19 protein-coding genes are annotated in these 21,653 nt (G+C 45.1%); 5 read left to right on the forward strand and 14 right to left on the reverse strand.

Features of this window, described 5'->3' with window-relative positions:
- Nucleotides 1-3 precede the first annotated feature (3 nt).
- The 12 genes from B2W60_RS14185 to B2W60_RS14240 all read right to left on the reverse strand — a co-directional run bounded on the left by B2W60_RS14185 (nt 4) and on the right by B2W60_RS14240 (nt 12,455).
- On the reverse strand, nt 4-2,640 hold the full coding sequence (locus B2W60_RS14185) for a hypothetical protein (protein WP_292358945.1): 2,637 nt from the start codon (nt 2,638-2,640) through the stop codon (nt 4-6).
- Nucleotides 2,641-2,842: 202 nt separating this feature from the next.
- Nucleotides 2,843-3,304 (reverse strand): hypothetical protein, encoded by a 462-nt coding sequence (locus B2W60_RS14190; RefSeq protein ID WP_292358944.1) that lies wholly within the window; start codon nt 3,302-3,304, stop codon nt 2,843-2,845.
- Nucleotides 3,304-3,882, reverse strand: a complete 579-nt coding sequence (locus B2W60_RS14195) for a type II toxin-antitoxin system MqsA family antitoxin (protein ID WP_292358942.1) — start codon at nt 3,880-3,882, stop codon at nt 3,304-3,306. The genes B2W60_RS14190 and B2W60_RS14195 overlap by 1 nt, the downstream gene beginning before the upstream one ends.
- Nucleotides 3,883-3,900: 18 nt before the next feature.
- Nucleotides 3,901-4,221 (reverse strand): type II toxin-antitoxin system MqsR family toxin, encoded by a 321-nt coding sequence (locus B2W60_RS14200; RefSeq protein WP_292358939.1) that lies wholly within the window; start codon nt 4,219-4,221, stop codon nt 3,901-3,903.
- 134 nt (nt 4,222-4,355) lie between these two features.
- The gene (locus B2W60_RS14205; protein WP_292358937.1) at nt 4,356-4,541 is read right to left on the reverse strand and encodes a hypothetical protein; all 186 of its coding nucleotides are present in this window, start codon (nt 4,539-4,541) and stop codon (nt 4,356-4,358) included.
- The gene (locus tag B2W60_RS14210) at nt 4,541-4,744 is read right to left on the reverse strand and encodes a hypothetical protein (RefSeq protein ID WP_292358935.1); all 204 of its coding nucleotides are present in this window, start codon (nt 4,742-4,744) and stop codon (nt 4,541-4,543) included. Before B2W60_RS14210 ends, B2W60_RS14205 begins: the two co-directional genes overlap by 1 nt.
- Nucleotides 4,737-6,800: a hypothetical protein gene (locus B2W60_RS14215; RefSeq protein ID WP_292358934.1), complete on the reverse strand. Its 2,064-nt coding sequence runs from the start codon at nt 6,798-6,800 to the stop codon at nt 4,737-4,739. Before B2W60_RS14215 ends, B2W60_RS14210 begins: the two co-directional genes overlap by 8 nt.
- A complete protein-coding gene (locus B2W60_RS14220) occupies nt 6,793-8,160 on the reverse strand; it encodes a hypothetical protein (protein WP_292358932.1) in 1,368 nt (455 codons plus the stop codon). Before B2W60_RS14220 ends, B2W60_RS14215 begins: the two co-directional genes overlap by 8 nt.
- A 1-nt stretch (nt 8,161) precedes the next feature.
- Nucleotides 8,162-9,748 carry a hypothetical protein gene (locus B2W60_RS14225; protein ID WP_292358931.1) on the reverse strand — a complete coding sequence of 529 codons (1,587 nt, stop codon included), beginning with the start codon at nt 9,746-9,748 and terminating at the stop codon, nt 8,162-8,164.
- Entirely contained in the window at nt 9,741-10,679 is a 939-nt protein-coding gene (locus B2W60_RS14230; RefSeq protein ID WP_292358929.1) for a hypothetical protein, read from the reverse strand. The genes B2W60_RS14225 and B2W60_RS14230 overlap by 8 nt, the downstream gene beginning before the upstream one ends.
- Nucleotides 10,680-10,731: 52 nt before the next feature.
- On the reverse strand, nt 10,732-11,211 hold the full coding sequence (locus B2W60_RS14235; protein ID WP_292358927.1) for a hypothetical protein: 480 nt from the start codon (nt 11,209-11,211) through the stop codon (nt 10,732-10,734).
- 242 nt (nt 11,212-11,453) lie between these two features.
- Nucleotides 11,454-12,455 carry a tyrosine-type recombinase/integrase gene (locus tag B2W60_RS14240; RefSeq protein WP_292358926.1) on the reverse strand — a complete coding sequence of 334 codons (1,002 nt, stop codon included), beginning with the start codon at nt 12,453-12,455 and terminating at the stop codon, nt 11,454-11,456.
- A gap of 612 nt (nt 12,456-13,067) precedes the next feature.
- On the opposite strand from B2W60_RS14240, the gene B2W60_RS14245 reads away from it, so the two are divergent.
- Complete coding sequence (locus B2W60_RS14245; protein WP_292358924.1) at nt 13,068-13,787, forward strand: hypothetical protein; 720 nt, start codon at nt 13,068-13,070, stop codon at nt 13,785-13,787.
- Nucleotides 13,788-14,031: 244 nt separating this feature from the next.
- Nucleotides 14,032-14,601 (forward strand): hypothetical protein, encoded by a 570-nt coding sequence (locus tag B2W60_RS14250; RefSeq protein WP_292358922.1) that lies wholly within the window; start codon nt 14,032-14,034, stop codon nt 14,599-14,601.
- Here B2W60_RS14250 and lptG read toward each other — a convergent pair.
- Nucleotides 14,598-15,659, reverse strand: a complete 1,062-nt coding sequence (gene lptG / locus B2W60_RS14255; protein WP_292358920.1) for an LPS export ABC transporter permease LptG — start codon at nt 15,657-15,659, stop codon at nt 14,598-14,600. The genes B2W60_RS14250 and lptG overlap by 4 nt on opposite strands.
- Complete coding sequence (gene lptF, locus B2W60_RS14260; protein WP_292358918.1) at nt 15,656-16,786, reverse strand: LPS export ABC transporter permease LptF; 1,131 nt, start codon at nt 16,784-16,786, stop codon at nt 15,656-15,658. Before lptF ends, lptG begins: the two co-directional genes overlap by 4 nt.
- Before the next feature lie 86 nt (nt 16,787-16,872).
- Here lptF and B2W60_RS14265 point away from each other — a divergent pair, with 86 nt between their 5' ends.
- From B2W60_RS14265 to B2W60_RS14275, 3 genes are all read left to right on the forward strand, one after another.
- Entirely contained in the window at nt 16,873-18,360 is a 1,488-nt protein-coding gene (locus tag B2W60_RS14265; RefSeq protein WP_292358916.1) for a leucyl aminopeptidase, read from the forward strand.
- A 10-nt stretch (nt 18,361-18,370) separates the two neighbouring features.
- On the forward strand, nt 18,371-18,805 hold the full coding sequence (locus B2W60_RS14270) for a DNA polymerase III subunit chi (protein ID WP_292358915.1): 435 nt from the start codon (nt 18,371-18,373) through the stop codon (nt 18,803-18,805).
- Between the two features lie 87 nt (nt 18,806-18,892).
- Entirely contained in the window at nt 18,893-21,646 is a 2,754-nt protein-coding gene (locus B2W60_RS14275) for a valine--tRNA ligase (RefSeq protein ID WP_292358913.1), read from the forward strand.
- Nucleotides 21,647-21,653 lie beyond the last annotated feature (7 nt).

A 21,653-nucleotide genomic window follows, 5' to 3' on the forward strand; every position in this document is an offset into this window, starting at 1 on the left:
TATCTAGCCTGCTTCCCGTGCAACACGCGCGGTATTACTGAACAATACCAACGAGCTATAAGCTCGTTTGAGCGGCGTTGGGGTATGCAACACAATGAATTGGTCGCCGTAGGCTTCTTTTTTGCCTGTGAAGCGGCCATTTTCATCACGTTGATTTTCCAGCTCACCCATAGCCCAAGGTTTCATCATGCGCATGCGGGTAACCCCACGCTCACCAATGACCACACGCTGGTCGCCCATATGTAGGCCAGGGGCCGAGGTTTTGTAGTTAGGCACATCTTTAACGCGGCCCAGATTACCGTTGGCACTTAAATCCGTACCATTCCGAGCATTGTTGGCGCCAAACTGTTTAGCCCGTTCGACGCTATTCATAGTGGTACCTGACATGAGACCAAAGTTCGCCTGGTGGAAACGATTGTCTTCAATTTCAGATTTACGTAAGCCGTAGCGATATAAGAAACCATCCCAATGCACATCAGCCTCAGCACTACCCATATCAGTATCAAAGGCAAAGCTGTTGGTTGCACGGCTGTAGCTGGCGCGAATAGTGTGCGCATCGGCCGGGGTGACGATTGCACCAGCCTGGTCGACCAACATCAATTCGCCCATGTTGAAGTCCAGCGAGTAGTAAGTGCCGGCATCTTGTTCACCGGTACCGTCGAATTCACTGATTGCGGTAAAGCCTGATCCAGAGTTGTATTCAATAACTACTGGGTTAGTGGTATTGCCGACTTGCGCGCCCTTCAGATCAAAGATTTGGCGCGGACGTACGACGGGGAAATGTGCCAGCACAAACACGTTATTAGTGCCATCAACATCAGTGTCGATAACTTCCTGATTGATGGGAATCGCGCCAAACTCATCCGAGCTTTGCAGAATCTCATTAAAGATCAGCTGCTCAGTATCTTCACCAACGATCCGGGCGGCGTTATTGACGTTTTCCATAACCGCTTCATAGTTCAGGATGCCGCTACCAGTCAGGTAACGCAGTTCATCAGAAACTTCAAAAGCAATTTTTTGTGGGATGGGATACGCATTATCAGACGTTTGAATAATGCCACCTCGACGAATGCCTTGTCCTTCATAACGACGGGTATCACCACGACCTGCAGCCGAATCATCACGATAGCTGTACGGAATCATGGCTGAAGCGGCAAATGGCAATGTGCCGGCATCAACAAACTGTAAACCAACGAGGTTATATAGCGCCTCACGGATAACAGTACGTTCAAAAATGGCCGGTACTTTAACGTCTGAAACGCTACCTGCACCGCCCGCCAGCATTTTGTGTTCTTCACGCAGCTGTGCCGCGTGTTCGTGATCATATTGTGCCAGTGCTTTCTCGGCTAACGTTTTGTTTTCGGTCTGCAGCTCACCACCGGTATTACTGAAGCGTTTTACTTTAGATTTGGTGGAAATACCCAAACGTTGATCAACCGTTTCCTGCAGGGCTTTTACACTGTTGCTGTCATCGACAGTGATGTGAGCATTGCCAGCGACTTGATAACCCATGCTGGCCAATTGTGTGCTAACGGCCATATCGGCGGCCAAGCTCAATTGGTTTTCAGCAAGTCGTGTAATTTGATCAGCCGACATTTCAGCATTGATCAATTCGCGAGCACTGCTGAGTTTTTTCTGTGCTGGTTCAGATAAAGCTTTATATGATTCGTTTTCTGCCAGCTTTTTATCAAACAATGCCTGGTTATCACTCAGTTTTTTGGCAGTAGCTGAATCAGCTTCCTGCTGAGTTTTGGCAGCATCTGACAAGATGCGTTTAACATCATCTTCAGATAATGTTTTGGCCGCTGGATTAGCTGGGTCTGGGGTCACGACAGGTGTGGCAGGGGTCGGCATTTGAATGCTAAGCGTGACAACTCTATCGCCAATTTGCTCAGCCAACTGCTTGCCAGTAGCTTCAAATGATTCCTGAAGCGCTTTAAGTGCCACTTCATCATCACCCAGCGGTTTAGCGGCTGTTTGAAAGGCTTCAGAAAGTTGTTTTTGTACGTCTTCTGATAACTTCAATGCGGCCAATGACGCCAATAATGCTTTTAAAATTTTGTTCATGTTCAGATCCTCATTCAATAATCGGGAGATACGGTCTGATACCAGCGTCATCGGTGCGCCATCCAGCGCCTCTTCGGATAATTGCACACGATCAAGGTGCTTAATGACGGGTCTCGGGGTTAAGCCTGCCCCCAGTAGGGTCGGGCCATGTGCTTTGCGATGTTCATTGTCGATAAAGTTTTCATCGAACTCTGCAGAAACGTAAACGTGCCCTTTTTTTCTGATAGCTTCGATGCCGTATTCGGTCAGCTCGACCTCACCACGTAGCTTGTTTCCATCCAAAAAAAGCCGTTTGAAAAAGCCAGCAGCACCTAGGTGCGGCATGTGTCCAACGTCCAGCACGATATCCTGGCCAAAAACACCAGCAGCGAAGTTACTAACCATGCTGAGCAGCATTTCTTTGGTGATATCAAAGTTGCCATAGCGTGGATCAAAAAAATTGCCAGTACGGGTAACAGTGACAACCGTCGAGGTTTTATCCTCTGCAAGGAACCGGGCATCCACCCGATCGGAAATAAAACGAATCTTGCGTGGTTCGTTATCGCTTAATCTAAAAATGCGTGGTTTCTGCATACCTATCGTCCATAAAAAAAGCCTGACAAACCGAGGGGCTCGGTCTGCCAGGCTTTTCGCTTCAGGGCGTTATACCTTCTAGCGGTATGCAGTTTCTAATATTGGGTCAAGCAAAACAGGGGGGAATTAGGCTTACACGCCTAGTTAAAAAATTAGCCCCATCATGTTACAACCCTTCATTGGTGATGAATGAAAAATCCTATCAACTTTCGGGTTTAGGATTTGACAGCTGTTTATATAGTGGGGCAACAAATCTAGGCAAACAAGCAGAGCTGGTCAAACGGAGTAGATGCTCCCGCCAAAAAGGCCAAACGTTATGAACAACGTTAAATTTAAAAAATTCTTGAACAGCCTCATCTCTTAAACCTTTTTCAACTTCATAAACCGCGATAAATTCAGCAATCACCTCGGCCATGACAGTTTCTGATTCGTCGGAAATATATCGGGCTCCAAACTCAACTTTTACCCGAGCAAGATCAACCTTAACAGAAGGTTCGCTTGACTCCATTACTTGAGCTGAAACACTAAATCGCGTCTGCTGAGAAATATCTTCAGCATTCGACTTATCGTCAAAATCATCATCCCTAACCAGAGAGCCTGCATTAAACCTAATATCAATAAGTTCGACACATTTAATAGCTTCTTGAATAAGCTCCTGATTCATTATGAAGCCTTTTGATATTTAGTCTGTGGCACAAGTGTCCGAAGATGACCTTTAGGTTTATAATTCACCTGCACAGATTCAGAATTAATCCGTACTTTAGACCTAGGCAAACCTTGTCCCTCTATAACTGTTATATAAGGTCTTTTATTTATAATTGTTAAGTCATCTACTACAGATCTCATAGTCGCAACTTCTCTAAAAAGACCATTATATTTAAGGCAAAGTCTTATCAAGGTATCCATGGCTTGACTTTGAGTCACCTCACCACGCTCATACTTTGAAAAAGCATTTTTACCACCACCAAAAATACTTGCAGCCAAATCTTGGTTTATCCCCAAAGCATCTCTTGCATTACGTATTTCCTGCGGAGTAAGAAGCCCGTCACTTTCACATTTAGCTTTTTTGAACGCTTGATCATTTTGCTTTATTTGATCTGTACTAATAAATTCATATCCACAGTTAGCGCATAAGCTGTAACGCATGGAGTATGACAAAGTTTTATCTTTATAATTTACCGTCGCAGTATCAGTTAAAACATCCACACTGCCCTGATTGCAACGGACACATTGAATGCTCATCTTTTTCTCCTTAATTGTTTACTTTCTCTGCAAATGAAACGAACAAAGCTGTATACAAATTTGATTGTTTTGTATTAAAAGCTTTATGTAAAGCTCGTCTTCATGCTGATTACTACCTGCTAGTTGGTAGCGTGTTTTGTAAACATCTTGTCTTTCCCCATCATAATTCACCGTATGACAAAAATCGTTAACTAATAAGCTACATAGACAATTTAGAACATCATTTAATTCATAATTTAAATTCTGAATATCCAGCTGAACCCTTCTACCGGCATACTGAATATGCCCTTGGCTTGCTAGTTGTCGTACTGTTTCTAAGTCATAAAAGGGTTCAGACACATTAACACCTAACCATTATGGTTACAAAAGATAATACAAGAATTCTGCAATTTGTTCTCATTTTTTACCAATTTCGTTCAGATTTCTCTCATCCCGACTGTAATAAGTTAGGCGGTAATAATCATAGCATGTAGCTATATACGATAAATAAAAGGCAATTCTACCCAGTTTTTACATTGACATTTAGCTCGAATACTATCAGCCAACACTTTTAACACGCGACTTTTAACTACATCTCCATCAAAAATCATTTTTCCGCAGTATGGACAACGTATGGTTTCACGATCCTGCTTTTTGGGTAAATTACTGATTGCTTGCATTAAAGGTTTTCTCCATCAGGAAAATAATCACTGATATCGATTTCAGGGTCATTAGTTTGGATGGCATTTTCCAGCTTATTAATAAAACGGTCTTCAACCATCAGTGTTTCTTCAAACCCAGAAAAGAACGGATAAAAACCAAACTTATCGTAAAACCGGTCTAATACGTCATCCAACTTAGCTTGTTGCTTTTCATTACTCATTGCTGACGATCTCCCGGTAACGCTGTGTAGTAGCAGGCATAAGCCTGTCCATTAGTTTAGCCCAAAAAGGTTCTTGCCCCCCAATCAGCGTAGTGAAGTTTGCAAAAACTTCGGTGTATTGATTCTCTTTAAATTGTTTGTAGTAGGAGTTTTGGTGCCCGCCAAGTCCCCAACCGCTAAACCCAGCAAGCCTATTTTTTGATGCCGAACCCAGTAAATCGGAAAAATGTCCCACGAGCCCTTTACCATGCACCTTTCGACGATATCCGCTTATATTGGTGTCATCGGGAATCAGATTTATCATTAACTGATATACATCGCGTCGCTCGATTGCGGTAATAATTCTCGCCAGGCGGACATCACCTTCAGCCGTTCCTAGTGGCAGTATGAAATCCTTGTCCATCGCATCTTCGATTTCATTTAGCGTAAAACCAACCTTACGTGCCATTTGATCAATCTCATTACGCCGAGATTGTGGATCGGTGAGATCCCCTAATCGGACAGATACATTTTCAATAGCAACACGATTGTCATTAAACCTTTCACGCTGTTTTGTACTGGCACGACCTAAACCCGCCAAATTAGTCAAAGAGCGAGTTTCACTACGCATCGGACCACTAAAATCGTCCATTGATGATCGAAATCTTACTGGAAGACCTTGCTTACGAGCGATTTCATTATCCAAATAGTGCCCGTATTCATGTCGCCAAGTCCCCTGGGCCCGTCGTTGGTCGGTGGTATAGGTTTCAGACATTGATATTTGTTGTCGGCCGGAAACGTAATAAGCCCCGCCTCTCACAATATTTACACCGCCAAAATTGGCATCGTGACGCTCAATAGCTTTATGCACTACAGATTTTTGGGCAAATGAAGCTATATGCCAGGGAGTCTGACTAGCGTTATCAACCCACGGTCCAGAACTAGTTGATGAATTTGGTACCGATGTCACCGGTGTACTGTTTCCACCAATTTTAGGAATATCGATGCCCTGTTTTTCGAGCCTTGCCTTCAGCACATACCAGGGCGTTGCAATCATATTTTGTTGCAAAAACCCCTCTTTAAGCATCCAGGCCTTGCGGACACCGAGAATCTGTATCTGACGGCTATCACTTTGGGATTTTAGCCAATCCAATCGCTCAACTTTATTTTCTCGATCCTCTACCGTTATTTCATCACGCCAAACAATTTCTTCATAACTTAATGTATTGGGATGGGCTGGCAGTGGGCTTTTACCGAAGGGGTAAACACCTGGACCAAGCCCATACAGATTCGCCCGTGCGTGCATATCGCAGATATCTACTTCTGGATGGTTGGGTGAAAGTAAAAACCTAGTACCTATCGCATCCGGGTGAGATTCGGCTGTATTACGATAGGCCTCAATATGGGATCGATTAATTTCGGTACGGAAAACCCGAAGTGCATTACTGTAGGGGTTGCCCTCTGCAGTCAAGAGTGCCGCAGATGCCTTACGGCTAACAGCACTTGCATTGGCCGCTCGTATATTTTGAGAAACAGAAGAAGGAACACCTTCACCGCGGCTGAGAAATTCACGTGCTGCCTGAGCTGCTGAATGGCCTTGAATAATGGCTGTTTGAATATTATCACCCACGACTCGCTTGGCATGATTATCAAGACGCCAGAGTCGATCTGAAAGCTGCAGGCCATCAGCATCCATGAATCTTTTTGCCTGGGCAACGGCATCATTGGCAATACGAGTAAGAGTGCTATTTAACTCACTGGCAACTTGCTGAAAAGGTGTGGTAGCCAGTACTGCAGTTTCCAGCATTTTTTCATCGAGAAGCTGATTACGCATTGCGGAGAGTTGATCTATCTGAGCTTCAGTTTGCCCCAACAACTCACGCATGACATCTAACCTCAACGTTCCGTCTCGATCTGCATAACTATTAACAATTTCACCAATCTGATATGCAGAGCGGCGGTAAAGCTCGGTCAATTCATCTAACGCCTGCCGGTCCAGTCGATTCGCACCCGCTCTGACGGCGGTGGATGCTCTCTTTATGCTGGATTTTATCTGCGTTCGGCGATTATCAGCCATTATTTATGCTCGTGGCGGATTCACCCTTGGGCGCGTTATTAGGTGTAATCCTAACGTTAGGGCCATCAGGATTGGCTGCGCTCTCTGGATAAGGATCATCACTCTCCGCCTCAGCTTTTATCTGTGCCAACACTTCTGAGGAATTCATGCCAGCCACATCCCAGACTAATTCTCGCGGCACACCCAAAGCTTGATGTTTGAGTGCCAGATCGGCACGTTGATTTGGCGTATCGGTGCGACGCTCACTGAATACCACACTGAATTCATAACTTTGCGGGTTAATCCCCTGCAGCAACAGGTCAATTTTGAAAGAGCTTTCATAAACGGAGGCCTGAACATCCTGCATCGAGTCAATTTCATCAAAATAATCACGCTTAAGATCTTCGAGAATGTCACGACTCAGATCGCCGGTATAACCAAACAGGCCTTTTGGTGCAGGTGAACCTGCATAGAAGGTATCGAGCAAATAATTTACGTCAGCGATTTGGTCAAGGCTGGCATCACCTTGAATCGGCGCAACACTGCCCTCTTTGTTGAGATAATAATCAGTTGTTATTTGACCTTGCTCAGCTTCGACTTTTGCCTGGTAATCATTGAGCTCTTCTTCAGTAGCCCCCTTTAAGATATGTGCTAATCGAAGAGGTGCGCGAAGATGCCGACGAATCACCAGGTCTTTTTCGGTCATGACCAGCTTTTGCCAAACTTCACGGTTGGCGTCGAGATAAGGCCTTCCAAGCGCACCGTTATCATCGAAGCTGTCTGGAGTAAGTCTGGCAAGTTGCAGTTGCCAAAGTGCAAAAGTGGCAATCACTGTTCCGGTGGTTAGGTCGATTTGATTGTAAGCTTTTTGTGTATCATGGAATTGGCCATTAGTCTGGACCAACGGTAAAACCGTCTCAGCTGGCATCCGAATCAATCCAGATACTCGCCCTTGTTTATCCAGTACCAGCTGCAGCGGTAAATTTCCTTCCATAGCAAGACCTCGTGCATCCGAGAGCAGCTTTTGGTGATTTTTTAGCTGTGTTCGTTGCTCAAATGTCTTCCAGGCATTGATGATCCGTTTGTTTTTACTAGCGGTTTTGAGTTTAAGGCCACCTTTCACTGCTGTAGCGGCCATGCGCTTATGAAGCTTTTTGACCCTGCCATCGCGACGATCCATTTCACGGATATCCATGATCGATTGTCTAAGGTCAGGATCCACCCATAATTGTCGATAAACATATTTAAGGCTGTTTTCTGGAGTTGCCCTGGTACCGATTTCCGAGGTTTGCTTGTTTTCACCAGGTAATTGTGTGATGTCGACTTGAGCCGGTGAATTTTGACGGCTGAAGTGGTCTTTGAGTCTTTGAATAAGTGACATATCAATTCATCCCTATGGCATGAGGCATGTTGCCGAGTAGTTGATCATATGATTGAGTTCGGGTTGCGATGACCGTCTTCACGTCTGTAGCACCACGGGTAGTGATCGCCCAAACACCGGCCATGGCAGCATCGAAAAGGTCATCGCCAAGTTTGCTGTTGGCCCGTTTATAACTGGCATAACTGGTTTTGGTTTTGACTGGAACGATATTGGGCAACTGCCGGATAAAATCCTGCATATCAAGCAGCTCAGCCGGGACATTCATATCATCGAAATACGGAATAGCAGCCTGGTTATTGTGAAATACGCTTCGTAACTGCTGTGCCATGGCATGTTTGGTCATGCCTTCAAATCGCAGCGGTGCAAACGGCCAATGTGACCAGGTGCTGGCAGTACTGTCACCGTCACCTATACTACGACGGTCGATATCCGTAAGGCCTTCGCCATACAGCTCATCATTCAATTGCGTAAGCATGCCAACACCATAGGCATCGCCAATGGCATAATCCGGGTCAAAGTAACGCCATAAACCAATCAGATCACGCTTCACCACATTATCATCAGCCCCGGCCGGCCATGTTTTAACGAAAGGAAATGTGACGAAATTGCCAATCTGCTCAACCACCACCAAAGCGTGTTTGGATGAATGTGGATCCTCACCATGGCCACCGGCATCGTAACCAAATGCCAGCAGACCATTTTTTTTACGCTTAATGCCAGGTAAAGGTTCGGCATGTTGAAGATTGGCTGCCAAACCCACGGTAAGTGCCCGGCGAATATGCTTTTCCCATATCAAATTACGAGCAGTGACATTTTTGCAGAGCAGCTGCCGAAGATATTCATCGGGCGCCAATTGAGAGCGCATCTGCATGATGAATGATTCGTTGAGAATGCCCATTTCAATACCAAGGTAGGCATTAATGATCGTCAAAACGTGATAATGCCCTGCTGCAATCAAATCACTGAGCGTATCTGCACCCTTTAAAACACCAGTAATACGAATCTTGGGCTCATTCACAGAATCTTTACTGGCTCCTAACCGACGGGTTGCACCCATGGTGAGTAAAAAGCGTGAATTCAGACGGTCTGCAGGACAATCATCAACCTCTTCAATACTACCGACTGTCATGTCGGCACCATCAATTTGCGCCATGATGCCGTATGCTTGGGCAACACTACGATTCGCAAGTTGAAATTTGGTATCGGACATTTGCTTTCTACCTGACTTGAACATCAGATAGTTGTCTAAGATTTGCGAACGACGGATGGCATCCAGGTGATAATTCAGGTTAATGATGGATTGTGCTTCTCGAGGGGCAACAATACCCAACTCCTGATCGGCATGAGTGGCTATATATTTGAGGTTGTGAAGCTCTTTTACAGCGGTTTTACCTGTACGCCTGCAGGAGTAATCAATCGTATTGGCATACTGATCCATTTCGATACATTTGAGTACTTGAGCAGCATCTAATTCGACGTTGTGAACGTGTTTATGCCACAGAGCATGATCATCAGCGAACCTCATTATTTCACGCTCGGCGACATGCGTTAGTTCAATACGTTTGGCGGCGTTGACTCGCTCAGCCATTGTTTCCGTACTCGATCACAACAGGATCTTCATTTATTCGCCGCTGACTGTTTTTAATCATGTCGGCAAGTGCTTCCAGTTGACGGGTTTGCTGTTTTTGGTATTCCAGCAGTGACGCTTTATTCTCATCACCACCGGATATGTTCCCCATATTATGTGGATCGGCTTCGGCAGTTTTAACCGTCATACCCATGTCAGTTAATGACATACCGTTTCGGCTGATGAATTCGGACAGGACCTTTAGAAGTGGATGAGCTCTGACTTCCTCTATCAGTCGACGATTGCCATCCGTATCTTCATATTCAGCGATATGGAAACCACCATCTTTATCGAATGAATAGGCTGGGTTTCTGAGTGCGACACCTTCACTGGTAATTGCCAGAATAATGTCATCAATAATCGCCTGAATACTTGCCTGCAAATCTGACCGGATATCAGTCAATAAACCCGGATCCTGTGTCTCAAATGCTATCTGGTGACGCATAAAAAGCTCTGTTCGCCGCATACAAGCCACACTTGCAGCACATTCATCCCAATCGATATCGCAAGTATTGCAGTGAGGATAACTGCCAGGTTTGGCTGGAAAATATTTGGCCACACGCGCCTTAAGGCCGTGTTTCATTGCATTAAAACGAGTTCGGATAGTTTCTTCGGCTGTTGGATGACCTGCAATATTATCGGCTGCAGCAGACTTGCCTTCCGGTGTTTTTGGGCCGGTATGTTTGCCATATGACGCCATTAAGCCCTGTTCCCAATTCGCCTGGGCAGCTTCAGCATCACAAATAGGACAGATAGCGAAATATTGGTAAGGATGGCCGCGGCCTGGAGCGTCTAAAACGCGATCTGGTTCGCCAGCGAATTTATGTCTGCAATCTGAGCAGGAAAAATTCACTTCTTTGAGCTGTGAAAATGGGTCACGGTTTTTTGCCATGCTGCCAATAACACCACAGCATGACAATCAAAACAGGGGGGAAAAAGGCGTTTTAACCGGTGTTCTGCCTAATGATTCTCGATATATGGGACGTGTGCACATTCTCACCAAGGTCACGGGCCACAATATCGTGAATTTGCCGAGGCTTATACCCATCGTTGTGCAATGACATGATGTAACGATTCCGCTGGAACCGCATGAAAACCTCAAATTGGGGAACATATACACGATGACCGTCATCACCGGTTTCAGCGAGCATACTTAGATGATTCCAAGCGACTATAAACACATCAAAACCGAGTTGCTGAGCAAGACCACGCCATTTCCCATTGATGCCGACTTTTGATAAATCGTCAATGCGTGGGTCGCGAAAATTTTTTTCCGAAACTTCAAAATCAGTGCAGATATCTAGGTACCGTCCTCCCTGCTGGGCAGGGCTGACCCCTTCATTCCGAGCCCCCACCCCATCACTTGGTTGATCTTTCTGTTTCATTTCGTTCATACAACTGCGCTTTTGTTTATCCAGAGCCATGCTAACCCCCTGTTTGTTCATGTCATACATCCTCATAACTGCGCTTTATTGAATAACACGCAGTAATTATTTCTCAGCACCAATTAGCTTTAGGCCGTTTGAAAGGTGATTTCCGAAGACCCCTGCACCTACTCGCCAGCATCCATTAAGACTAGGTTTATGAAATAGGCGTGGCACAGCCAATAACTTTTCCAAGCACCATGCACGACCAGATAGGGATGTTTGTCTATGCGTCATGGAAATCAGGAATTCAGGTGTTTAACCAGGTCGGTTACTGGTGTGCGCATCTTGCCGAGTGGATTAGCCCGGTCAACATCTTCAGTCAGCTTACGCATGGCAAGTCTGGTGTAAATCTCGGTGGTGTCTGCCCGTTCATGGCCAAGCAAAGCCTTGAGAGTAAGGATGTTCACATCACTCTCTATCGCTTCCGTACCATACAAATGTCTGAATGCATGAGGATGTGCCACACGCGGATCAACGCCCGCTTTGTCTGCATATTTGGCCAGCATATCGTTAACACTTCGGGCTGCTATACGCCGCTTCTCACCAATGTATTCATGCCTCTTAACTAAGTAATTCCTGGTGGATACAAACAGCACCTGGTCACCATCACTAAGGTGCCGGTCAATAGAGTCCAGTTCGGTGTGGCCAAGGTAGGCTCTAATTAGCAGCATGCACTCTGCAGGTGCGGGAATCAGCCGCTCCTTTTTACCTTTCTCTATTGTCCGAATGATTAATCGCTGCAGGCCTTTGTGATCTTTCGCCCAAATGAGGCTGGATTGATTCAGGCTACACAAACCAGAAACACGCATACCACAACCAATCAATAAAGACATCATCGCTGCATCACGAATACCAATGAATGAATCGAGGTCAGGCGCCATTAACAGCTTTTCAGCATCGGATAACGATATTGGTCTCGGAAGACGTCGCCCAAAGGTTGGATATTCGAGTGAATCAGCTGGGTTTGATGAGATATGCCCTACACGTTTGGCCCAGGCATAAAAATTACGCACTGCAGCAACAACCACTGTGCGAGATCTGACGGAAAGTTTCCGTTCAAAAAGCTGCCGGCCAGTGTAATCCTCCAACTGCTCCAGCGTTACCGATGACAAATCACGGCCATCAAGTGCCGCAATAAAATCGACAAGATAACCACGGTATTTATTAATAGTTTGATCTGCACGCCCCTTAGACATTGATAACCATCTAAGCCAATCGTTAATAACGGCAGCATTATCCATAAGTATCACCCCAAAAAAGTGACCAGGGGCAGCGCAACTTGCGGACCCGTGGATATGCACCAATTATATCATAACCAACTGTTTTATATAGAAATTAATCCCCGCACAAATCCGCAACTTAACTGCGGGGGCCGATCTTAGTTGTGGGGTTCATTTCATTTTCACTGCTTGAATACTTCCTGACTTGCGGATCAGCCTTTACTCTATATATCTCTCTTTTTTTAATAAAAAGAACAAGATAGATAGATATAGGGCTTATTGAACGAAAATGAGCGCGCGGAGGAAAATGGCTAAAGTGCGTAGAAAAATATCAAAAAGGTGTAGATTTCAACAAACCTGAAAAGAAAAACGTCTCAAACATCAACAACTTAACCAGTCCATCCACACAATCCGCGATTCAGAAGTGTTATACCTCTATAGGGTTTGAGCGAAGCGAATTAAGCGCAGTCGCCGAAGGTGCTGCGCGCCAATTTACTCGTTTGGGGGTGCGGGGGTAGTTAAATGACAAGGTTAACCGCTGTTTTAGCGTCGATAAAGTGGGATTTTCAGTGAGCTAAGATGTGTGATACTCAATGTTTTAATATTTTAAATCTGTCAAAAAGGACTTAAATAATGGATAAAAACCAGAACCACACTCTTTATATTGCACTTACTTTATGCTTATTGGTTTTTTTATTTGTCATAGGTGCATTTTTATGGTTTTTTCAAAATTGGACCATTGGAGATCCAACAGATTTTGCTGATTTCGCCACTTACTTCGGTAATATGACATTGCCACTTTTAACAGGCGCCTCGTTGGTTTTTTTAGCTATCACGATTAGACATCAAACCAACTCTTTGAAGCTGCAAAAAAATACAGAGATACGTAAAGAGATAGAAGATAACTTAATATATCATTATGATTACTATGAAAAACTAATACACCAGGTGTTGATTCCGAAGCCTGAGAATTCTCTAAGTACTGATTTTGCTCATTCAGTTTTCGGCTTAATTTCCTGCAATGATTACTGTCAAGGCAATCAACTAGGAAATAGTTTCTTTGATCCTGAAAATGAGATTTCAAAACTAATATTTTATATAAAAAACCCTGAAAATTACTTTTCAATGCCTGTAATTTCGCACTTTATGGAAATCAAGGATGAACACTCCTACATAATTGTGACTACAACTGAATTGGTTAAACACCTTAATAGTACCTGGGTCATTGATTCGTACATCAAACGAGCAAGCAAAATAACAAAGAACTTAAAGGATATTAATTTAATATCTGAAGAGTTCGCTGATATTTATGAAAAAAACCTGGCAGAGGCACGAACTGAAGCATTGAAATGAGTAGTTTAATCAAAACACTTACGCAATTGTTCAAAATGGGACACAACTAACCATAGATATAGAGGGATAAACTTCGCTCACCCTTGGGGACGCCATATTAAGGCAAACCAATATTTACATTTATTGGGTGTTTACAAAAAGGCGGTGAGATATCTCACCGCCTTTTTTGTTTTTCATGTTTGTCTTCCTTTACTTCGCTATGATGCTCACAGATAATCAACCAACGTTTCCAATGGTGGTTGACATGACATTCAAAGTTTCTTCAGGTAAGTTCTTTCGCACATCTATATCCAGAGTCACTTTCATTCAGATTTTGAGTTTGTTTTCGATGCTTATTTTAATGCCATCAGTGAAAGCAAATGAGGAAAACACAGAATCCTTTGTTGCTGAATTTGAGATTCTTACTGAGGATAATCTTTCTCAGTATGTCAGCCAGATGAGTCAGCGTTATTACGAGCAGGTGGAATTGCTCAATAAATATTTTCAGCTATACCAACAAAAAAACGATCCTCGGGGATTTAATGTCTGGCATCTGAGGGGCTTTACACCGAACTTTAGCGCGATAAATGCTGAGAATCAGCTGATTGCAGCAGCCAACGACAAATTTCTGGCGGAGCGGCCTGAAAAAGCATTAACCACGATTTTTGCTGAACTTAGGGATATATCTGTCAATCTGATGGTGGCTTTTCGCGATAACGATCCACAGGCATTCAAATTGGCGAAGGCAAAAGTGAAAGAGCATAAAGAACAGATTGCTACCTTGCTCAAAGCACATAATCTGGATAAAGAAATCCAGGATATCTCGTTGAACTAACGCACCCTTCTCAGCATAAAGATGCCTATACCGGCAAAGATGATGGTTGGCAGGGATGCTGCCAGCCAGGGCAATACTCCAAATACCAGCCCCATATGCTGAAAGCTCTGGTTAAACAAGTGAAAACCTATTCCCACCAGTACGCCAACCAGAATACGTCCACCAATCGGTGCAGAACGTAATGGACCAAAGATAAACGGTACGGCTAGAAATACCATCACTGCTGAGCTTATCGGCATCATAATTTTGCTCCAGAATGCCAATTGATATTGTCCAACAGCCTGATGGTTGGATTTCAGATAGGAAACATATTCAATCAAGCTCCATACCGGTAAAAATTCCGGTGGTACTACAACCACATTCAACATGCCAGGATTGAGCTTGGAACGCCATTTGGCTCGCTCAATCGATCGGACTTCTATACCACCCTCATCTATGGTGCTTTGCACCACATCAAGCATCAGCCATTCATTATTCTCATAACGGGCTTCTCTGGCTTGGGTAACGATACGTAATTGATGTTTGTCGTCAAACTCATAAACCTTGACACCTTCAAAGCGGCCATCGCGATGAATACGCTGAATATGATTGAAATGGTTGCCATCACGGGTCCAGAAGCCATATTGAGTTTGGCTGCCTTCTGTTCCGGTTTGCGCCACGGTCTGAATCTGCATGGCTTTCTGTTCGGTCATGGGTCTGATTAATTCACCAATGATTAATGCAATGATCATCAAAATACCAGCAACCATCAGGACTGCTTTGTTGATATCTTTAACGGATACCCCCGCTGCCCGCATCGCCACTAATTCGCTTTGAGATGCCAATGTACCAAGCCCAATAACACTGCCTAACAGAGCAGCAACAGGAAGCAATTCATAGATTCGTTTTGGCATAGATAAAGCCAGATAAGCCAAAATATTGCTCAGCTGATAATCACCTTTTCCCAGGTCATCCAGCTCAGCGATAAAATCCATAAAGGTATACAGCGACATCAAAACCACTAAAACTAAAGCGGTACTGCCTAGAATCGTTTTACTGATATAGCGTTGCAGAATCATGCTGTTTTGGGTCGCTTACGTTGATGCCAGAGTCGTTTGAGATTTTGCCGGTTTTGTAATATCAGCATAATGCCAATCATTAATAAATGTACCCAAATCGCCCCGAACCAGGGAGCCAGATCGCCCTTTTCCACCCAGGCCCGGGTGACACCTAATAAATTACTGTAAATCACATAGACCAATACTGCGGGGAAAAAGCCGGCATATCGCCCTTGCCTTGGACCTGTATGCGCTAACGTAATGGCAATGACACTCAAAATAACAGTCATAACCGCGCTGGAGACACGCCACTGAATTTCGGCCAGATCCTGCGGTTCACCACGCTCCCAGAGCTCGGCTGTGGGTAAAGACTTATGCCGTTCGCGAACCTGTACTGATTCACCACGTTCAATTAACATGCTATGTGTTGCATATTTGGCAATACGAAAATCCAGATCACCGGCATTGCCTTCATAACGATAACCATCTTCCAGAATCAGATATTTATCACCACTTTCAGTTTCAATCTCAAATCGTCCACGCTCGGCTCGGAAGATCAGCGGCTTCTCGTCACGATGAATTTCAATGAAGATATTTTCCATATGGCTTTTATCTTCGCTGAGCTTTTGCGAATAAAAAGTCCAGTCACCACTTTGGCTTTCCTTAAAACTGCCCGCCACCAGCCCCGTGGTATTGGCCGCCACCTTGGCTTTCTGTTCAATTTCATAGCGCCCGGATAAGACATCAGGAACAATCAGCAGGGCTAATACACCCGTGATAATTGCCATTGCGCCACTGAATATGACAACATTTCGCAATATGCGGTTACCATCAATACCGCAGGCGGCAATCACCGTCAGTTCGTTATCCGAGCTCATTCGTGACAAACTGAGTAGCACCGCCAGAAATGTGCCTATCGGCAACAAAATGGATAGCGCGCCCAGCGAATTAAGCCACAATAAATTAAAGATAACTTCAGCTGGCAAATTACCCACAGCGGCCTGAGCCAGATAACGGGCAAAGCGGGTTGCCACGTATATCAGCCATAGCACACCGATAACCGCTGTCAGTGAAAGTAAAAACTCTCGCAGCATATATCGGTCTATCAGGCTGAAACGCTCAACAAATAATCGTCTTAGGGCGGGCATTATTCAGTGGTCTTCGTTAGAATAGGCAGTCAGTTCGCTGCAGTAAAAAGCGCAGTCTAAACCATCTACATCAACAGGAGAAATCCATGCAGTATTTTGTGACCAAAGATGTTTTGCCAACGCAGTCGATTGACTGTATTGCCGTCGCCGTATTTGAAGGCAATCAACTGAGTCCAGCAGCAGCCACTTTAAACACCGCCAGCAATGGAACCCTGCAACGTGTTGTCGAACGTGGCGATATCAGTGGTAAACCGGGTCAAACATTGTTGTTACAAGATATCGAAGGTATTTCGAGCCCTCGCGTTTTACTGGTGGGCTGTGGCAAATTCGAAAAAACAACTGAAAATGACTTCAACACAGCCTGCATTACAATGGCTAAATGGTTAAATGACAGTGCTGCCACACAAGCCGTCAGTTGTCTGGCTGAAACGCCAGTCAAAGATCGCAGTACTGCCTGGAAAATCCGTCAAACCATTATCAATACGGAAGCTGCTTTATATCGTTACAGCCAAACCAAAAGTCAGTTCAAACCGGTAGATAAACCGCTGGCCAAACTGGGATTTATGGCTACTGAAGCCGATATTGACGCATTGGAGAAAGCTTGTAAAACCGGTGCAGCTATTGGCAAAGGCATGAATCTGGCGCGTGAACTCGGTAACTTGCCGGGCAATATCTGCACACCAACCTATCTCGCAGAACAAGCAATAAAGCTGGGGAAAGATTTAGACAATCTGGTGGTTGATGTACTGGAAGAAAGTGATATCGCCGAATTAGGCATGGGTTCATTCTTATCTGTCTCACGCGGTAGCCGAGAGCCTGCAAAACTGATCACCCTGAATTACGGTGGTGGCGGTAACAGCAAACCCATCGTTTTGGTGGGTAAAGGTTTAACTTTTGATGCGGGCGGTATTTCGCTTAAACCCGCTCCCGGCATGGATGAAATGAAATACGATATGTGCGGTTCGGCCAGCGTATTAGGCACCATTCAAGCTGTTGCCGAATTGCAGTTGCCAATCAATGTCATCGGGGTCATTCCAAGCTCTGAAAATCTGCCGGATGGTGATGCCAACAAGCCCGGTGATGTGGTGACCAGCATGTCCGGTCAAACCATTGAAATATTAAATACTGATGCCGAAGGTCGTTTACTGTTATGTGACGCGCTGACCTATAGCGAACGTTTTGAGCCCGATACCGTCATTGATATCGCTACCTTGACCGGTGCGATTATTGTTGCATTGGGCAGTAACGCTTCCGGTTTGATGGCTAACAACCAGGAGCTGGCAGATGACCTGCTCAAAGCCGGTAACGATAGTTTTGATCGTGCATGGCAATTGCCGTTGTGGGATGACTATCAGAAACAACTGGATAGTAACTTTGCCGATATCGCTAATGTCGGTGGTAAAGAAGCTGGCAGTGTCACAGCCGCATGTTTCCTGTCTCGCTTTACTGAAAAATTCAAATGGGCGCATCTGGATATCGCCGGTACGGCATGGAATGGCGGCAAAGAAAAAGGTGCCACAGGACGTCCTGTACCTTTATTGATGCAATATATTCTGAATCGTCTGGAAGACTGATAGCACATTCATGACTAAAGTCAGTTTTTACATTTTAGGCACAACCGATCCGCTTGACCGGCAGCAATTTGCCTGCCGGTTGGCGGAAAAAGCCTATCAACAAGGTCATCAGGTGTTTATCCATACTGAAGATCAGAATCAGAGTGAAGCCATGAATAGAGCCTTATGGGCTTTTCGGCCTGACAGTTTTGTACCCCATCAAATATTAGCCGCTGATAGTGAAATAGAAGCACCGGTTTTGATCAGTCATCAAAATACGGCTCCACCTAAACTGATGGATGTGTTAATTAATTTAAATCCGGTTCAGCCATTATTTTTCAGTCAGTTTGAACGACTGGCGGAAATTATTGATGGTGATGAAGAAATCAAAAAACAGGGCCGCGTCCGTTATCAGTTTTACAAAGATCGTGGTTATCATCTCGATACGCATCAGATAAACAATTAACGCAATCCGGCTCACTCATGACCGGGCACACATTAAGCGGGTATAATGCCCGCTTTTCTTTTTCCGAACAGACAAACGCAGAGACGCATGGACAAAACCTATAATCCCGATGCAATTGAACAACGCTGGTATCAACAGTGGGAACAAAACGGCGAATTTAAACCTTCTGGTGAAGGCACGCCCTACGCCATTATGTTGCCTCCGCCCAATGTCACCGGCAGTTTGCATATGGGTCATGGGTTTAATAACACCATTATGGATTTGCTCACCCGTTACCACCGGATGAAAGGTGATAACACATTGTGGCAGCCGGGCACCGATCATGCCGGTATCGCCACACAGATGGTGGTAGAACGTCAGCTCAATGCCGAAGGCAAAACGCGACATGATTTAGGGCGTGAGGCGTTTATTGAGCGGGTCTGGGATTGGAAAGGCGAATCCGGTGGCAATATTACCCGTCAGTTACGTCGTCTTGGATCCTCTCTGGACTGGTCTCGTGATCGTTTCACCATGGATGACAATCTGTCCGAAGCCGTGAAACATGTGTTCATCAAACTGCATGAAGAAGGTTTGATTTACCGTGGCAAACGGCTGGTGAACTGGGATCCGGTTCTGCATACTGCCGTATCCGATCTCGAAGTATTATCCGAAGAAGAAGCTGGCCATTTATGGCATTTCCGTTATCCACTCACCGATGGAAGTGGTCATCTGGTGGTCGCCACGACCCGTCCTGAAACCATGCTGGGTGATACGGCCGTTGCGGTACATCCGGAAGACGAGCGTTATAAACAGCTGATTGGCAAAACCATCACGCTACCTTTGGTAGGACGTGAAATTCCAATCATCGGTGATGATTATGTTGATCCGGAATTTGGTAGTGGCTGCGTTAAAATCACCCCGGCGCATGATTTCAACGATGCTGAAGTTGGTCACCGTCATAATCTGGAACAAATTAATATTCTGACGATTGATGCCGCCATTAATGACAATGCGCCGGAAAAATATCGTGGTCTGGATCGCTATGCAGCCCGCAAACAAATCGTTGCCGATTTCGAGGCTTTAGGATTACTGGAAACCATCCAGGATCACAAACTGATGGTGCCGCGTGGCGATCGTTCAAATGCCGTCATCGAACCATTATTGACCGATCAATGGTATGTCAAAGCGGATGTACTCGCAGCACCCGCAGTTGAAGCGGTACAGTCAGGCAAAATCAAATTTGTCCCGGCCAACTGGGATAAAACCTTTTATAACTGGATGGATGGCATTCAGGACTGGTGTATTTCACGGCAAATCTGGTGGGGCCACCGCATCCCGGCCTGGTATGACGAACAGGGCAATATCTATGTTGGAAAGGATGAAGCCGATGTCCGTAAAAAACACCGGTTGGCTGACACTATCAGTCTGAGACAGGATGAAGATGTTTTAGATACCTGGTTCTCTTCTGCTTTATGGCCCTTCTCCACTTTGGGTTGGCCGGCTGATGATGCCGCATTGAAAACCTGGTATCCGACCAGTGTATTGGTCACCGGTTTTGACATTATCTTCTTCTGGGTTGCCAGAATGATGATGATGGGTATTAAGTTTATGGATGAGGTGCCATTCAAGGAAGTGTATATCCATGGTCTGGTCCGTGATTCGCATGGCCAGAAAATGTCGAAATCCAAAGGTAATGTTTTGGATCCCATCGACATTATTGATGGTATTGATCTGGAATCACTGGTTGCCAAACGTACCAGTGGCATGATGCAGCCGCAACTGGCTGCCAAAATTGAAAAAGCTACCCGCAAGGAATTTCCGGAAGGGATTGCACCGCATGGAACCGATGCGTTGCGTTTCACTTTTGCCTCTTTAGCCACCACCGGACGTGATATCAATTTTGATATGAACCGTATTGCCGGTTATCGCAACTTCTGTAACAAACTGTGGAATGCAGCGCGTTACGTATTGATGAATACCGAAGACCAAGATACGGGTATTGATAACGCTGACGTTGAGTTAAGCCTGGCTGATCGCTGGATCATTTCGTTATTGCAACAGACTGAACAGGATGTTACCCGTGCCATCGACAGCTACCGCTTTGATTTGGCGGCGCAGGCAATTTATGAGTTTATCTGGAACAACTATTGTGACTGGTATCTGGAACTGTCCAAACCGGTCTTAAATAACGATGCAGCCAGTGACGCCGCCAAACGTGGTACCCGCCGCACCCTGGTTCGGGTGTTGGAAGCCACACTGCGTTTAGCGCATCCGTTTATGCCGTTTATTACCGAAGAAATCTGGCACACCATCGCCCCGTTAGCCGGTAAAACAGGCTCAACCATTATGCGTGAGGCCTATCCTATCGCTGACGAAAGCAAAATTGACAGCGCTGCCGTAGCGGATATGGAATGGGTGATGCAATTTATTAATGGCATTCGTTCTATTCGTTCACAAATGAATATCGCACCGAAAAAACAATTACCTGTGCTGCTTAAAGATGCTGCTGCGATCGATGAACAACGTTTGCAACAAAACCACGACTTTATCAGCCGTCTGGCCAATCTGGAATCGGTTGAATTGCTCAAAGGTGAAGCACCTGCGGCAGCCACCGCGCTGGTTGGAAAAATGGAAATTTTGATCCCCCTCGAAGGCTTGATCGACAAAGAAGCCGAGATTGCGCGTCTGGATAAAGAAATCAGTAAGCTGGATAAAATTATCAAACAATCCGCTGGCAAGCTGAGCAATGAAAACTATGTTGCCAAAGCGCCTGCAGATGTTGTTGCCAAAGAGCGTGAAAAACTGGCTGAACTCGAACAGTCATTAGGTCAGTTGCAACAACAACGTAACGCGCTTGGTTAAAGTCCTG

The sequence above is a fragment of the Methylophaga sp. UBA2496 genome (genome assembly GCF_002341635.1).
Lineage (GTDB): Bacteria > Pseudomonadota > Gammaproteobacteria > Nitrosococcales > Methylophagaceae > Methylophaga.

Coding starts and splice junctions, on each gene's coding strand:
- B2W60_RS14265 (WP_292358916.1), top strand. CDS start 16,873: ATGCAGTATTTTGTGACCAAAGATGTTTTGCCAACGCAGTCGATTGAC.
- lptF (WP_292358918.1), bottom strand. CDS start 16,786: ATGCCCGCCCTAAGACGATTATTTGTTGAGCGTTTCAGCCTGATAGAC.
- lptG (WP_292358920.1), bottom strand. CDS start 15,659: ATGATTCTGCAACGCTATATCAGTAAAACGATTCTAGGCAGTACCGCT.
- B2W60_RS14245 (WP_292358924.1), top strand. CDS start 13,068: ATGGATAAAAACCAGAACCACACTCTTTATATTGCACTTACTTTATGC.
- B2W60_RS14230 (WP_292358929.1), bottom strand. CDS start 10,679: ATGGCAAAAAACCGTGACCCATTTTCACAGCTCAAAGAAGTGAATTTT.
- B2W60_RS14270 (WP_292358915.1), top strand. CDS start 18,371: ATGACTAAAGTCAGTTTTTACATTTTAGGCACAACCGATCCGCTTGAC.
- B2W60_RS14215 (WP_292358934.1), bottom strand. CDS start 6,800: ATGGCTGATAATCGCCGAACGCAGATAAAATCCAGCATAAAGAGAGCA.
- B2W60_RS14210 (WP_292358935.1), bottom strand. CDS start 4,744: ATGAGTAATGAAAAGCAACAAGCTAAGTTGGATGACGTATTAGACCGG.
- B2W60_RS14190 (WP_292358944.1), bottom strand. CDS start 3,304: ATGAATCAGGAGCTTATTCAAGAAGCTATTAAATGTGTCGAACTTATT.
- B2W60_RS14195 (WP_292358942.1), bottom strand. CDS start 3,882: ATGAGCATTCAATGTGTCCGTTGCAATCAGGGCAGTGTGGATGTTTTA.
- B2W60_RS14220 (WP_292358932.1), bottom strand. CDS start 8,160: ATGTCACTTATTCAAAGACTCAAAGACCACTTCAGCCGTCAAAATTCA.
- B2W60_RS14235 (WP_292358927.1), bottom strand. CDS start 11,211: ATGGCTCTGGATAAACAAAAGCGCAGTTGTATGAACGAAATGAAACAG.
- B2W60_RS14250 (WP_292358922.1), top strand. CDS start 14,032: ATGACATTCAAAGTTTCTTCAGGTAAGTTCTTTCGCACATCTATATCC.
- B2W60_RS14275 (WP_292358913.1), top strand. CDS start 18,893: ATGGACAAAACCTATAATCCCGATGCAATTGAACAACGCTGGTATCAA.
- B2W60_RS14225 (WP_292358931.1), bottom strand. CDS start 9,748: ATGGCTGAGCGAGTCAACGCCGCCAAACGTATTGAACTAACGCATGTC.
- B2W60_RS14185 (WP_292358945.1), bottom strand. CDS start 2,640: ATGCAGAAACCACGCATTTTTAGATTAAGCGATAACGAACCACGCAAG.
- B2W60_RS14240 (WP_292358926.1), bottom strand. CDS start 12,455: ATGGATAATGCTGCCGTTATTAACGATTGGCTTAGATGGTTATCAATG.
- B2W60_RS14205 (WP_292358937.1), bottom strand. CDS start 4,541: ATGCAAGCAATCAGTAATTTACCCAAAAAGCAGGATCGTGAAACCATA.